The organism is Pseudoxanthomonas koreensis, from assembly GCF_041890415.1.
Lineage (GTDB): Bacteria > Pseudomonadota > Gammaproteobacteria > Xanthomonadales > Xanthomonadaceae > Pseudoxanthomonas > Pseudoxanthomonas koreensis_A.
Genome location: NZ_CP169056.1, coordinates 2,811,198 through 2,825,839, shown reverse-complemented (window position 1 = coordinate 2,825,839; position 14,642 = coordinate 2,811,198). Strand labels below are relative to the sequence as shown.

The 14,642-nt window shown below is 71.6% G+C and carries 6 protein-coding genes; 1 reads left to right on the top strand and 5 read right to left on the bottom strand.

The window, feature by feature from the left end:
• Positions 1 to 40: 40 nt before the first annotated feature.
• Entirely contained in the window at positions 41 to 592 is a 552-nt protein-coding gene (locus ACEJ41_RS12745) for a YdcF family protein (protein WP_374014151.1), read from the bottom strand.
• Between the two features lie 1,636 nt (positions 593 to 2,228).
• On the opposite strand from ACEJ41_RS12745, the gene mnmG reads away from it, so the two are divergent.
• Positions 2,229 to 4,133: a tRNA uridine-5-carboxymethylaminomethyl(34) synthesis enzyme MnmG gene (gene mnmG / locus ACEJ41_RS12740; RefSeq protein WP_374012626.1), complete on the top strand. Its 1,905-nt coding sequence runs from the start codon at positions 2,229 to 2,231 to the stop codon at positions 4,131 to 4,133.
• Between the two features lie 14 nt (positions 4,134 to 4,147).
• Here the strand turns inward: mnmG and ACEJ41_RS12735 are convergent, their stop codons facing one another.
• From ACEJ41_RS12735 to ACEJ41_RS12720, 4 genes are all read right to left on the bottom strand, one after another.
• On the bottom strand, positions 4,148 to 6,520 hold the full coding sequence (locus ACEJ41_RS12735) for a Tex family protein (RefSeq protein ID WP_374012625.1): 2,373 nt from the start codon (positions 6,518 to 6,520) through the stop codon (positions 4,148 to 4,150).
• Positions 6,521 to 6,702: 182 nt separating this feature from the next.
• Positions 6,703 to 8,859: a S46 family peptidase gene (locus ACEJ41_RS12730; protein ID WP_374012624.1), complete on the bottom strand. Its 2,157-nt coding sequence runs from the start codon at positions 8,857 to 8,859 to the stop codon at positions 6,703 to 6,705.
• 139 nt (positions 8,860 to 8,998) lie between these two features.
• Positions 8,999 to 12,814, bottom strand: coding sequence for a translocation/assembly module TamB domain-containing protein (locus ACEJ41_RS12725; RefSeq protein ID WP_374012623.1), 3,816 nt, complete (start codon positions 12,812 to 12,814; stop codon positions 8,999 to 9,001).
• On the bottom strand, positions 12,811 to 14,604 hold the full coding sequence (locus ACEJ41_RS12720) for an autotransporter assembly complex family protein (RefSeq protein WP_374012622.1): 1,794 nt from the start codon (positions 14,602 to 14,604) through the stop codon (positions 12,811 to 12,813). The genes ACEJ41_RS12725 and ACEJ41_RS12720 overlap by 4 nt, the downstream gene beginning before the upstream one ends.
• Between the last annotated feature and the right edge of the window lie 38 nt (positions 14,605 to 14,642).

The window sequence follows — 14,642 nt, the reverse complement described above, 5'->3', positions numbered from 1 at the left end:
ATGCCGCTGCAGGGTCGCCGCCTGCGTCCGCGCGCACCGCTCACGCTGCGTGCTGTACCAGGTCGCGATGGAAGAAATAGACCTCCTGCAGCAGGAACTTCCACTGGGTCTGGAAGCTGCGGAAACGGGTGCTGGGAGTGGGCGAGCCGGTGGCCTCGATGCCCAGGCGCCGGCACAGGCGCAGCGCACGCGCCATGTGCAGCGGGTCGCTGACCACGATGGCCCGGTGCAGCCCGTGGCGTTGCATCAGGGTGCGCGCCTGCAGCAGGTTTTCATGGGTGGTGTGCGAGGCCGTCTCGATCAGGATGGCCGATTCCGGAATGCCATGGCGCATCGCGTAGCGCCGCGCCACCTGCGATTCGGCAAAGCGTGCGCCGTTGCCATAGCCGCCGGTGAACAGGAGCGTGGGTGCGTGCCCGCGCCGGTACAGTTCCAGCCCGTGGCGGATGCGCTCCTCGAACACCGGCGAAGGGCGCGCGTCATAAGCGGCCGCGCCCAGCACGATGATCGCGTCGGCCGCCCCAGCCTGGTCGCGCTGGCCGACCCACACGATCCATGTGGCGACCCCCGCCAGCCACAGCACCAGCAGCAGCGGCACGCGCCACAGCCAGCGGCGCGCGGGCCGGCGCTTCAGCCGCGCCAAGGCTTCCGCCCCGCATGGCCCGCTGCGCTGGCGGGCGCGACGCCCGCTCGCCATCGGCGTGCATGCGCGGCATGGCGCGCACGGGCGGCGGCGTTGGCAGGACCCTGGCTCATGGACCAAGGGTAGCGCATGCATCCGCCGTCCTGCGGCGTGGCGCATCCTGTCCAGCGCCTGAGCGCGCAGGCGCCGGGAACGCGGGGTTAAGCACCGATTCAATGCGCCATGCCAAGCTGGGATCGTCACCGGACGGGGGAAATGTCCATGAAAATGCGATCACTGGCCGGCCTCGCGCTGGCAATGGCCCTGGGCGGATGCAGCACCTACGGCTACGTGGACCAGGGCGGCGGCTACTACACCGGCGAGACGGTGACCCGTGGCTCGGCAACGGTCATCTATGGATCCGGCGTCTATCCCTACTACGACTACAGCCCGGGCATGTCCTACGGGCTGCGCTACTACTCGCCGTATCGGTCCCCGTATGCAGGCCCGTACCGGCACGGGTACTACGTGCGCCCGCCGGCGCAGCGCCCGCCGGTCTACCGTCCGCCGCATGTGCAGCCGCCGCGCCCGCGTCCGGGCCACGAAGGCCCACCGCGTCCACGCCCCGGCAATGACCGTCCGCCGCCGCGTCCGCGTCCGCCTGCCGACAACCATCGTCCCGAACGTCCGCGCCTGGATGGCGCGCCGTGGCGCAACATCGACCGTGCCCGGCCCGGTGACGGCAATCGGCCGCCGGCGCGGCAGGGCCCGCCGCGGTCCGGCCAGCCACGTTCCGGGATGCAGGGCCCGCCACGATCCGGCCAGCCACGTTCCGGGATGCAGGGCCCGCCACGGTCCAGCCAGCCACGTTCCGGAGTGCAGGGCCCGAGGCCCGGTGGGCAGGGTGCTGCGACCCTGCGCCCTGCGCCGCCTCCGCAACCGGCCACTGGCGGCCAGCGGGTGCGGGCGGAGCGTGCCAGCCAGCTGCCGGCGCGGACCGTGCGGCCGCGTACCGACGCGACGCCGTCGCCCGCTGCGCGGCCCCCGGCCCGTGGCGCGCGCCCGGCTGCGGCCCGGAATGTGAAGCGGAGCACAGTACGACCCTGAGTCCGCTCTTGCGTTGTCGTGCGCCACACGCCAAGCTAGCCCGCGCATGACCATGGGCGTCACCTTCTGACCCGCATGGCACGACCATGTCGATGTCCGGCAGGAAAATCTGGATCCCCCCTGTTCCGGCCCTGCCGGACGTCGACGCCTCTTCCAGCCCGGCCGCAGTGCCGGGCTGCTTTTTTGTGCGGCAGGGCGTCGCGGACGGCCGGGCCTGGCGCTGGACGCGCCGGGCCGCAGCCCGCGCCCGCGCGGCTGTAGCGTCGATGACGAACAAAAAAGGGGTCGGTAGTCCCCCGACTACCGACCCCTGTGCTCCCCCGCCGCGCGCGTGGCCGGCCCCTGTTCCAATCCAGCCGCGCCATTGACGCTGCCGCTGCGGGTGCAGGGAGGTTGCAGCAGGAACCGTGCCAGATTTCCCGGGTGCCCTCCGCCGTGGCAGTAGAATCGCGTCTCCCGCCCATCGCCCGGCCCCGCCGGCCCCTTCCGCCGCCTGCCCATGACCGCCTTCCACCGCTATGACGTGATCGTGATCGGCGGCGGCCACGCCGGCACCGAGGCTGCGCTGGCCGCGGCCCGGGCCGGTGCGCGCACCCTGTTGCTGACCCACAACATCGAGACCGTGGGCGCGATGAGCTGCAACCCGGCCATCGGTGGCATCGGCAAGGGCCACCTGGTGCGCGAGATCGACGCGCTGGGCGGGGTGATGGCCAAGGCCGCCGACGCCGCCGGCATCCAGTGGCGCCGGCTCAACGCCTCCAAGGGCCCGGCCGTGCGCGCCACCCGCGCCCAGGCCGATCGTGGCCTGTACCGCGCCTTCGTGCGCCGCGCGGTCGAGCACCAGCCGGGCCTGACCGTCTTCCAGGCGGCGGTGGACGACCTGGTGATCGAATCGGACGCAAGCGGCGGCGAGGCGGTGCGCGGCGCGATCACCAACACCGGCCTGCGCTTCGATGCGCCGGCGGTGGTGCTGACCGCGGGCACCTTCCTGGCCGGCAAGGTGCATATCGGTGAAACCCAGTACGCGGCCGGGCGCATGGGCGATCCGCCCGCGATGACCCTGGCCGCGCGCCTGCGCGAACGGTCCCTCGGCGTGGATCGGCTCAAGACCGGCACGCCCCCGCGCATCGACGGGCGCACGCTCGATTACACGAAGATGGCCGTGCAGCCGGGCGATGATCCGCGCCCGGTGTTTTCGTTCCTCGGCTCGCATGCCGACCACCCGCGCCAGGTGCCGTGCTGGATCACCCAGACCACGCAGCGCACCCACGACATCATCCGCGGCGCGCTGCACCGCTCGCCGCTGTACTCGGGCCAGATCGAGGGCATCGGCCCGCGCTACTGCCCGAGCATCGAGGACAAGGTGGTGCGCTTTGCCGACAAGGCCAGCCACCAGATCTTCGTCGAGCCCGAAGGCCTGGATGTCACCGAGATCTACCCCAATGGCATCTCCACCTCGCTGCCGTTCGACGTGCAGCTGGAGCTGGTGCGCAGCGTGGTCGGGTTCGAGAACGCACACATCACCCGGCCCGGCTACGCGATCGAGTACGACTTCTTCGATCCGCGCGGCCTCAGGACCTCGCTCGAGACCAAGGCGGTGGCGGGGCTGTTCTTCGCCGGCCAGATCAACGGCACCACCGGCTACGAGGAGGCGGCCGCGCAGGGTTTGCTGGCCGGCGTGAATGCCGCGCGCTTCGTGTGCGCACTCGCGCCCTGGTCGCCGGGCCGCGACCAGGCCTACATCGGCGTGCTGGTGGACGACCTGATCACCCACGGCACCACGGAGCCGTACCGCATGTTCACCTCGCGCGCCGAGTACCGGCTGCAGCTGCGCGAGGACAATGCCGACCTGCGCCTGACCCCGGTCGGGCGCGAGCTGGGGCTGGTGGACGATGCGCGCTGGTCGCGGTTCGAAGCCAAACGCGAGGCGATCGCGCGCGAAACCCGGCGCCTGGGCGCGCTGTGGGCCTCGCCACACAACGCTGCCGGTCGCGAGGCGACCCAGCTGCTGGGCATCGAACTGAGCCGCGAGAACAGCGCGCTGGAGTTGTTGCGGCGGCCGGAACTGGATTACGCCGGGCTGGTATCACTGCCGGCATTCGCGCCGGACGCCGCGGTGGCAGCCGACGTGGCCCAGCAGGTGGAGGTCGAGACCAAGTACGCCGGCTACCTGGACCGCCAGCGCGAGGAAATCGCGCGCCAGCGCCGCCACGAGGAAGCCACGATCCCCGAAGGGTTCGACTACGCGGCCGTGCGTGGGCTCTCGGTCGAGGCGCGGCAGCAGCTGGAGCGGGTGCGCCCGCACACCCTCGGCCAGGCGCAGCGTATTCCCGGGATGACGCCGGCGGCGATCTCGCTGCTGCTGGTCCACCTGGAGCGCCAACGCCGCAGCCGCGTGGCCTGAGCCGCCCCGGCCCTTCAGGAACGGCGCAGGCCCTTGAGCGCGTCGGCCATAGCGCTGTTGAACGGTGCGGCCTGCTGCTGTGGCCGCGCCGGGCCTCCACGCGCACGCTCGCCGCGTCCCTCGCGCGCGCCGCCGGCCGGGCGCCCGCCGTCGCGGCGCGCATCGCGTTCGCCCGGGCGCGAGGTCGCCTGGCCGGGCGCGTCGTCCAGGCGCCGCGTCAGCGCAATCCGCTTGCGCGCGACATCGACCTCCAGCACCTTCACCTTGACGATGTCGCCGGCCTTGACCACCTCGCGCGGATCCTTGACGTACTTGTCCGACAGCGCGGAGATGTGGACCAGCCCGTCCTGGTGCACGCCGATGTCGACGAAGGCGCCGAACGCGGCAACGTTGCTGACCACGCCTTCCAGGATCATGCCCTCGCGCAGGTCCTTGATGTCCTCGATGCCGTCGGCGAACACCGCTGCCCTGAACTCCGGGCGCGGGTCGCGGCCGGGCTTCTCGAGCTCGGCCAGGATGTCGCGCACGGTCGGTTCGCCGAAGCGCTCGTCGGTGAACTCGCGTGCTTTCAGCGTGCGCACGAAGCCGGCATCGCCGACCAGCGCGCGGATCGGCTTGCCGGTGGCGGCGACGATGCGTTCGACCACAGGATAGGCTTCCGGATGCACGGCCGAGGCGTCCAGCGGCTCGTCGCCGTCGGCGATGCGCAGGAAGCCGGCGCACTGCTCGAAGGTCTTCTCGCCCAGGCGCGGCACCTTGAGCAGGTCCTTCCTGCGCTTGAACGGTCCGTTGGCGTCGCGGTGCGTCACGATATTTCCCGCCACCGTCGACGACAGCCCGGACACGCGCGCCAGCAGCGGTGCCGAGGCGGTGTTGAGGTCCACGCCGACCGCGTTCACGCAATCCTCCACGCGTGCATCCAGCGCGCGCGCCAGCTTGTACTGGTCGACGTCGTGCTGGTACTGGCCCACACCAATGGCCTTGGGTTCGATCTTGACCAGCTCGGCCAGCGGATCCTGCAGGCGCCGCGCGATCGACACCGCGCCGCGCAGCGACACGTCCAGGCCCGGGAACTCCTTCGCTGCCAGCTCCGAGGCCGAATACACCGAGGCGCCGGCCTCGCTGACCACGATCTTCTGCATCTTCAGTTCGGGCGCCAGCTTGAGCAGGTCGCCGGCGAGCCTGTCGGTCTCGCGGCTGGCGGTGCCGTTGCCGATCGCCACCAGCTGCACGCCGTGCGCCTGGCACAGCTTGCGCAGGGACACCAGCGACTGGTCCCACTGCCGGCGCGGCTCGTGCGGATAGATGGTGTCGGTAGCCACCAGCTTGCCGGTGGCATCGACCACCGCGACCTTGACGCCCGTGCGCAGGCCGGGATCGAGGCCCAGCACCGCCTTCGGCCCGGCCGGCGCCGCCAGCAGCAGGTCCTTGAGGTTGTCGCCGAACACCGCGATCGCGTCGGCCTCGGCCCGTTCGCGCGCCTGCGCGAACAGGTCGATCAGCAGGTGCAGGTGCAGCTTGGCCTTCCACGCCAGGCGGCAGGCATTGCGCAGCCAGGCATCGGCGGCGCGTCCCTGGTCGGCGATGCCCGCGTGCAGGGCGACGCGGCCTTCGGCGTACAGATGGCCGGCGTCGGCATCGCTGCCCGGGTCGAGGTCCAGGCCGAGGAACTCCTCGCGGCGTCCGCGCAGCAGCGCCAGCATGCGGTGCGAGGGGATCTTCGCCAGCGGCTCGGCGTGGTCGAAGTAGTCGCGGAACTTCTCGCCGGCCGTCTCCTTGCCCTCGGCGACCTTTGCGCGGATCACACCGACCTCCTGCAACCAGGTGCGCAGCTCGCCGACCAGCGCGGCGTCCTCGCCCCAGCGTTCGATCAGGATCGCGCGCGCGCCTTCCAGCGCGGCCTTCGCATCGGCCACGCCCTTGTCGGCATCGACGAACGTGGCGGCGAATTCTTCCGGCACCCGCGTCGGGTCTTCGAGCAGGCCATCGGCCAGCGGCTCCAGCCCGGCCTCGCGCGCGATCTGGGCGCGGGTGCGGCGCTTCTGCTTGTAGGGCAGGTACAGGTCTTCCAGGCGCGACTTGCTGTCGGCCGCCTCGATGTCGCCGCGCAGCTCGTCGGTCAGCTTGCCCTGCTCGGCGATGCTGGACAGGATCGCGGCGCGGCGGTCTTCCATCTCGCGCAGGTAGCCCAGGCGCACTTCCAGGTTGCGCAACTGGGTGTCGTCCAGGCCGCCGGTGACTTCCTTGCGGTAGCGCGCGATGAACGGCACGGTCGCGCCCTCGTCCAGCAGGCCGACCGCGGCCACCACCTGCGCCGGTTGCGCGCCGATCTCCGTGGCGATGGTCTGGGCGATCTTGCGCGCGAGCGCGGCGGAAATTTCGGTCATGGAGTGGGGGATCGGCTGCGGAAAGCGGACGCCGATTGTGGCAACCGCTGCGCGTCGATGTAACCCGTTGACAAGCCGCATCGCGACCCGCACGTCGGCAGGGGCCGGCATTGCAGCGACGGCCATGCCGGAGCCATCGACCCGGGACTGCCAGCGATGGCAATCGCCGGCAAGACCGGCTCCTACAGGGGCGAGCTCCCGTCCAGTCCCATTTCCTGGAGCAGGTGCGGGGCAGGATAGACCTTCTCCATCAGCCAGCGCATGTAGCGCATGTCCACGTGGATGGCGCGCTTGTAGCGCGGGTCGAACCACCAGCTGGCGCTCACCGCTTCCCAGTTGCTGTCGAAGTTCAGGCCGATCAGTTCGCCGGCCGCATTGAGCACCGGCGAGCCGGAGTTGCCGCCGGTGGTGTCCAGGTTGGTCAAGAAGTTGACCGTCTGGGTGCCCAGCGCCGGGTCGGCGGTGTGGCCGAAATCACCGGCGGCGATCGCGTCGAGCAGCGGTTGCGGCGCATCGAACGGCACCTGGCCGGTGTGCTTCTCGGTGATTCCAGCCACGCTGGTGAGCGGGGCGTAGTGCACGGCATCGCGCGGCTGCAGCGGTTCCAGCCTGCCGTAGCTGATGCGCAGGGTGCCGTTGGCATCGGGGTACAGCGCCTGCCCCTGGGCATTGCGCCACGCCGCCAGCGCACGCATGTAGGCCGGCCGCAGCCGCAACTGCTCGCCCTCGCTGGCCTTGGCCGCGTTCTCCATCTGCAACTGCGCCGGCAGCAATTGCGCGGCCAGCTCCAGCAGCGGGTCGGCCGGCAGGGGCTTGCCCTCGCGCGCTGCGGCGAAGGCGTCCAGCCGGACCTGCTCCTGGCCCAGCGCGGTGGATCCGTACACGCGGTCCAGGGTGGCGGCCAGGGCGCCGGCATCGCGCCCGAAGGCAGCGTCCAATTCCGGCAGGCGTTGCGCGTCCGGCAGTTGCTGGTAGCGGCCAAGCAGCTCGGACAGCAGGGCCTTTTCCACGCGCGGGTCGTAGCGGCGTTGGACCTGGCGCAGCATGCCCTCGATCAGCGCCAGGTCGCGCGCCTGGTAGCCCGATTCGCGCTCCGGGTCCGGCTTGCCGGCCTCGTGCCGCAGCCGCTGCAGGTGCAGGGCCGAACGCAGCAACTGCGATTGCGAGGTGACCAGGCCCAGCAGCAGGGTGCGTTCGCGCACCGCCGCGGCCTGCTCCAGCACGCCGGCCAGCGCGGCGATGTCGCGTGCTTCGCTGCGCGGGGCGGCAGCCAGCATCGCGCGCTCGTCGATCGCGCGCCGGCGCACCGCGTCGCTGCGGCGCAGGCCTTCCAGTTCACCGGCCGCGCGCTTACGGTTGTTCTTCAGCGATTGCAACTGCGCCGCGTACAGGGTGCGCGTGGCCGGGTCGTGGCGGCCGGCCTGCTCGACCACGCCGATCAGCGCGTCGAACACGTCCACGCGGGCGGGCAGGGTCCATTCCACCTGGCGTGCGAACTCGGCCGCGGTGCGGTGCCGGAACGTGGTGCCGGGATAACCGGCCAGCATGGCGAAGTCGCCCGCCTCCGGGCCGGTGCGGGCCACCTGCAGGTGCGAGGGCGGTTGGTAGGGCACGTTGTCCGGCGCGTATGCGGCGGGGCGGCCTTGGCGGTCGACGTAGGCGCGCAGCAGGGTGAAGTCGCCGGCGTGGCGCGGCCACATGAAGTTGTCGATCTCGTCGCCGTAGTTGCCGATGCCGCGCGGCGGCGCATAGACCAGGCGCAGGTCGCGCAGTTCCAGCTGGCGGATGCGGTAGAAATCGCTGCCGCTGTACATGGCCGCGATGCTGCAGCGGATGCCCGGCTCGCGCTCGCATTCGGCGACGATGCGCTTGCCGGCCGCATCCACCGCGTCCTGGTAGGCGCGTCCCTTGCGACCGCGGGCGCCGGCCAGCACCTGTTCGGTGACATTGTCGAAGCCCACCGTGACCCGCACCCGGAAGTCGGGGTTGGCCGGCAGTTCGGCATCGCGTCCGGCGGCGACGTAGCCCTGTTCGATGAGGTTGCGCGCGGGCGTGGAGTTGTACTGGATCACGCCGAAGGCGACGTGGTGGTTGGTCAGCACCAGGCCGTCGGCGGACACGAATGCGCCGGTGCCGCCGCCTGCGCGGACCACCGCATTGAGCGGGGCTGCGGTCAGGTCGGCCAGGGTGGACGGATCGCCGGTATAGCCGGCCTTCTGCAGCGCCTGCGCCAACTGCGGCATCTGCGAGGGCATCCACATGCCTTCGTCGGCGTGGGCGGTGGTGCACGCGGCGGCAAGCAGCAGGGCATGGAGCAGGCAATGGCGTGGCTTGGACATGGTGGTTCCCTCAAGTGCTGGCCTGGACGGTAGCCACGTGCGCCGGTGCGGACAACCGCCGGCCGTGCCCCGTCCGCCGATGCAGGTGCACATGATGGTGCAGCGCTCCTGCGCATGCGGCCGTGACGGCGCCGGGACGCTACTTCTCGCGCCGCCAGTTCACCGAGCCGCGCGTCTCCACCGTGCTGGACTCGATCTCCACGTCGAATCCCTTGCGCAGCAGGTACTTCAGGATCAGCACCTGGCCACTGCCGACCATCGACACGCCGTAGCCCACATACAGGCTGGGCGAGATGTACTTGCCCACGCCCACCACCGAGCCGCCAAGCGCGCGTGACTGGGTGACGCCGGCATCGTCGAAGCCCATGCGCGCGCCCAGGCGGGCGGTGAGCAGGCTGGTGCCGGCCGACATCGCCGCCGACGCCGCGGTGACCTGGTTGGCCTGGGTGCGGGTGGCGCCCTCCAGGCTGCGGCCGAGCATGAGATAGGACAGCGCCTCGGACTGCGGCATCGACGGGTTTGACCACACCTCCACCCGCGGCTCGAGCGCGTTGCCGGTGACGCTGATGCCGGCGATGACATCGTTGACGCGGCGCTCGGCGCGCAGGTTCACCCGCGGGTCGCTCACCAGGTTGTTGCTCCAGGTCATCTGGCCGCGGGTGACCTCCAGCTTCTGGCCGTAAGCTTCGTAGCGGCCGGATACGTCCAGTGCACCGGTCGCGGTCATCTCGCGGCCAGGCCTGGCGCGCACTTCCAGCCGGCCCTGCAAGCGGCCATCCAGGCCGTATCCGCTCAGCTGCACCTGCTCGCCCAGCACCAGCACCAGGTCCATTTCCAGCGGCGCGCTGGGCCCTTCCTGCGGGTCGACCGGGTCGACCACCACCACGTCTTCGGAAGCCGAGACGCCCTGTTCGAGGAATTCCAGGTCCAGCTCCGCGCTGGGCACCACCACCTCGCCGGTGAGGGTCATGGTGCGGCCGCGCATGCCGAAGCGCAGGTCCGGTGCGGCCACCGCGCGCAACATCGCGGTGTCGGAGATGAGCACGTCGCGGCCGTGCATGTGCAACTGCAGCGGCGTCTCCTGCCCGTACCAGGACAGCGCGCCGTCCATGCCCAGCGTGCCTTCGCCGGAACGCACCGAGGCGGAGATGCGGGCCGAGCCATCGGGCTGTGCGTCCAGGCTGCCGCGGCCTTCGCTCAGGGCCAGGCCCAGCACCGGCAGCTCGCCCTCGAAGTCCTCCAGCAGCAGCTGCCCGCCCAGCGCCGGCTGGCCGCGGGTGCCGCGCAGGCTGACGTGGCCACGGACCACGCCGCGCGGGCGCACCAGTTCCGGCGACAGCAGCTCCAGCCAGAACAGCCGCGACATGTAGGTGTAGATGTTGCCTTCCAGCGGCGAGTGCGGCTCCCAGCCGGTCTCGACCGTGGCGTCGATGTAGCCGTCGCCGCGGAAGCCGCTGCCGAGGCGCGCCTTGATCCGGCGCGGGTCGAATTCCAGGTCGACGCTGAACTGGTCGTAGCGGATGATCTCGCGGCGCGAGCGGTCGCCCAGGCGCAAGCCGCCTTCCGGCGACGCCAGGCGCAGCTTGCCGCTCCAGCGGTTGGCCTGCGGGCGCAGGTCGGCCTCCAGGCTGAGGTCGCCGCGCAGCACCAGGGCGCGTCCTTCGTTGCGCGGCAGCCAGGGGTGCAGCAGGCTCAGCGGCAGGCGCTCGCTGGTGACGGACAGGCCCTGGCGCGGCCAGTCCGCCTGCGCGCACAGCGAAGCGTCGCCGTCCTTGCCGGTGACCGCCAGGCAGGCCGGCTCCAGGCGCACGCGCGCGCCGGCGATGGCAAACGTGGCTGGCGCCTGCAGCACCCACGGCTGGCCGCGCAGTGGTTCGACCCGCAGCCGTTCCAGGGTGCCCTGCCAACCGGCACCACGCCGTTGCAGCAGGCCCGACAGTGCCAGCCGCGCGGCCTGCTCGCTGTCCGCTTCCAGTGCAAGTTGCAGGTCCTCCACGGCGCCGCGGGCGCGCACCGCCAGCCGCTGCACCGCGACCCCGGCGTCCAGCGCGCGCGCTTCCAGTTGCAGGTCGCCGCCACGCCCACGCCAGGGCAGTGCGCCGTGCAGCGAGAACTGCGCGGCGGTCCACTCGCCCCAGCGCAGGCCGCGGCCCTGCAGGTCGGCGCGCAGGTCCGGTGCGTTGCGCGGGCCGGCCAGTTGCACGCTGCCCTGCAGTTCGCCGCCGGCATCGGGCCACAGATCGTCCAGCCGCACCGGCGCCGCCTGCGCTTCCACGTCGATGCGCTGGCCGGCGATGCGCCCCTGTGCGCGCAGCCGGCTGGCCCCCAGCGCCAGGACCAGCTCGCCGCGGCCGTCGCTTCCGCGCAGGGCGAAGTGGCCGCGGCCATCCAGCGCGCGTCCGCGCAGCTGGCCGCCCAGGTCCTGCAGGTCCACGTCCAGGTCGAAGCCGCCCGCGTCGCGCGCCTGGCCGGTGCTGGCCAGGCGGCCGTTCACCCGGCCATTCCAGCCAGGAAGGAAATAGCCCGGGTCGAACCCGTCCAGGGCCACCGCCACGTCCCATTCAAGGCGCGGCGACCACCCGGCCTGGCCGCTGGCTTCCAGCGCGCCGCCAGGCATGCGTGCGTGCAGTGAGTGGATGCGCGCGTGGGTCCGGTCGCCGCGCACGTCCAGGTGCACGGTGGCTGCGTCATCGCCGCGGCGCAGCGTGGCCTCGCCGTGGGTGGCCCAGCGCGCCAGGCTGCCGGCTACGCCAATGGCGGCATGTTCGATCTCCACCGCCGGGCTCGCCGCATCAGCGCCCGGCACCAGGATCCGGCGTGCCAGCAGCGAGGCGCGGAAGCGGGCATCCGCCGGGTCGGTGAAATCGGCATGGCCGCGCACCCGCAGCTGGCCGTCGTAGAGCCTCAGGGTCAGCGGCGCCACCTCCAGCACCTGGTCCTGCAGGCGCAGGCGCGAGGGTGCCAGCACGATGTCGTGGCCGGCATGGTGTACCCGGCCCGACAGCTGGGCCGCGCCACCGGTGCCCTGCGCGAGCAGCTCGAACGCGGGCGCCTGCTCGATCGGCTCGCCGCCGGTGAACAGGGCCGGGTCCAGGCCATCGCTGTGCGCGTGCAGGCGCCAGCGCGGTGCATCGCGGCGCCCGGACAGGCGCAGGGTGGCGCGCAGCGGTTCCGGCGCGCGCCCGCCGATGGCCACGTCCATCCGCGACAGGTCGCCGCGCGCGATCAGGCCCACCCGTGCCGCGCTGCGGCCACGCGCAGCCGGGAATACCGCGGTCGCCTCCAGGTCGCTGCGGTAGTCCTCGGCCGGCAGGTAATGGCCATGCACCGCGAACAGCCCCAGGTCGGTGTGCGCCTGCAGGTGCTCTGCGTGCAGCCGGCCATTGGCGATGTCGATGCCGCCACGCAGGCGGCGGATGTCGATCACCGGCTCGCCGCCGCTGCTCACCCGCAGTCCGTCCACCACCAGGGTGTCGGCCTGGATCGCCAGCGGCATTTCGATGGCTGGCAGCACGTCGGGCCAGCGCGGCAGCTCGAAGGGTTCGTCGCTGGGCGCAAGGTCGAGGGTGGCGTCCTCGAGCACGAAGGCATCCAGCCGCAGGCGCCGCCCGAGCAGCGGCCGGATGTCCGGGTCCAGATAGGCGCGGCGCGCGGTGAAGCGGTAGTCCTGGTAGCGGAAATCCAGCTGGTGCAGGGTCAGCGGCCCGGCCAGCGGGCCTTCGGCGCGTTCCCAGCTGAGCGAAGCGTCCACCGGCAGCCGCGAGACGATCTGCGCCAACAGCACGTCGCGCCCGGCCACCGTCTGCAGCAGCCAGTACAACAGGGTCGCGCCGGCCACCGCCGCGGCCAGCGCAGCCAGCCCCGACCATGCCCAGAACCGGCGTCGCCGGTAGAAGCGCGGCCGCCGCGGCGCGGGCGCTGGCGCGGTGCCCGGCGCAGGGTCCGGGGTACTCACAGGTTCGCCCCCAGGCTCAGGTACACCTGGAACTGCGAGTCGGCGTCATCCAGGCCGTGGGCCAGGTCCACCCGCACCGGGCCGACGGGCGAGATCCAGCGCAGGCCCACGCCCACGCCCACGCGCGCCTTGAAGCGGTCATCGAAGGCGTCGCCGGCATCGACGAATACCGCCGCCCCCCACGGGCCGCCGCCGAAGTAACGCTCGTACTCCACCGAGGCGGTGACGACGTGTTTGGCGCCCAGGGCATAGTTGTCCGGCGGCGGCGTGCGCGGGCCCACTTCGCGCCAGGCGTAGCCGCGGATGCTGCGGTCGCCACCGGCGAAAAAGCGCAGGCTCGGGGGCATCGCCACCAGCGCGTCGGTCCAGGTGGTGCCGGCTTCGCCACGCACGATCAGGCGGTCGTTTTCGGCAATCGCCTTGTACCAGGTGGCGTTGGCCCATGCCTGGCCGAAGGTGGCATCGGAGCCGGCACCCTCCACGCCGCCGCGCAGGGACAGGTTGACACTGACCCCGCGGCGCGGAAACAGGCGGTCGTCCACGCCCACGTAGGTGGCGGCCAGCTCCGGGTACATCAGGGTGGCGTATGCGTACAGGCGCTGGCCGGTGTCCAGGTCCATGTCGTAGCTCCACCGCTCGCGCAGGGCGTTGAGCGATGCCACCAGGGTCCACTGCTCGTTGAGCTCGCCGCTGCGGCTGGCCACCAGCTTGGCGTTGCGCAGGTCGATGTAGTCGGTCTGCTCGTCGTATGCACCCAGCGAGAGCCCGTACCAGCCATCCAGCCAGGCGAAGGCCGGCACCCGGTACTGGGTAAGGAAGCTCTTGCGCTTCTGCGCCCAGTCCACGTCCCAGTTGAGCTTGTGGCCCTTGTCGTTGACGTAGCGCCGCTCCACGCCCAGGCGCACGCCGGTGCCGCTTTCGGTGCCGTAACTGAGGCCGGCGCTGTAGACGTTGCGCCGCGCCAGCACCAGGTTCACGTCCACCGGCACCCGGTAGTCCTCGGTGGCGCGGTCCGGATGGGCCTGGATGTCGATCGCGCCGAAGTAGTCCAGCCGCACCAGCGATTCGCGCAGCCGGTCCAGCTTGCCCTGGTGGAAGTAGCTGCCTTCCTCCCAGGTGACCAGCTTGTCCAGCAGGCCGGGGCGGAAGTAATCCTGGTGGAAGGTGGTGGGCCCCATGTCGTAGCGGGCGCCGCTGTCCCACACCAGTTCGATGTCGGCGGTGCCGGCGGCGCGGGTCACGCGCACCTGGCGCTGCATGAAGTCCGCGTCGAAGTAGCCGCGCTCGGCCAGGCGGCGGGTGATGCCGTCCTTGCTGGCTTCGTACACCTGGTGCTCGAACAGCTCGCCTTCGCGCGGGCGGAAGGCCTCCACCTCCTCGCGCATGTAGCGGTCGCCACTGGCCGGGCCGATGAGGGCCACGTGCGCGTCGTGCACGCGTACCGGCTCGCCCTTGTCGATGCGAACGGTGACGGTGAAGGATTCCTCGTCGCCGCGCGGTGCCTCCACCTCGATGGTCGGGGAGTAGTAGCCGAACGGTTCCAGCGCCTGCCGCGCCTCCTTCTCCGCGCGCAGCAGCAGGTATTCCAGGCGCGATTCGCCCTGCGGCTTGCCCACCGCATCGGACAGCGACAGAGAGATGCGCACGTTCTGTTCGATCGGCTCGTCGGCGTCCGCATCCAGGCCCACGATGTGGATCCGTTCGATGGTGCCGCGTGCCAGCGCAGGGGCGCAGCAGGTGGCCAGGACCAGCAGGGCGGCACAGTTGCGGACAAGGGGGCCTGGCAGCATCGGCGCAGCATACCGAAACACATGCGACGCGGGCTGAA

What these genes read in the sequence shown, in the direction of transcription:
- mnmG (WP_374012626.1), top strand. Translation starts at nt 2,229, where the DNA reads ATGACCGCCTTCCACCGCTATGACGTGATCGTGATCGGCGGCGGCCAC.
- ACEJ41_RS12735 (WP_374012625.1), bottom strand. Translation starts at nt 6,520, where the DNA reads ATGACCGAAATTTCCGCCGCGCTCGCGCGCAAGATCGCCCAGACCATC.
- ACEJ41_RS12730 (WP_374012624.1), bottom strand. Translation starts at nt 8,859, where the DNA reads ATGTCCAAGCCACGCCATTGCCTGCTCCATGCCCTGCTGCTTGCCGCC.
- ACEJ41_RS12720 (WP_374012622.1), bottom strand. Translation starts at nt 14,604, where the DNA reads ATGCTGCCAGGCCCCCTTGTCCGCAACTGTGCCGCCCTGCTGGTCCTG.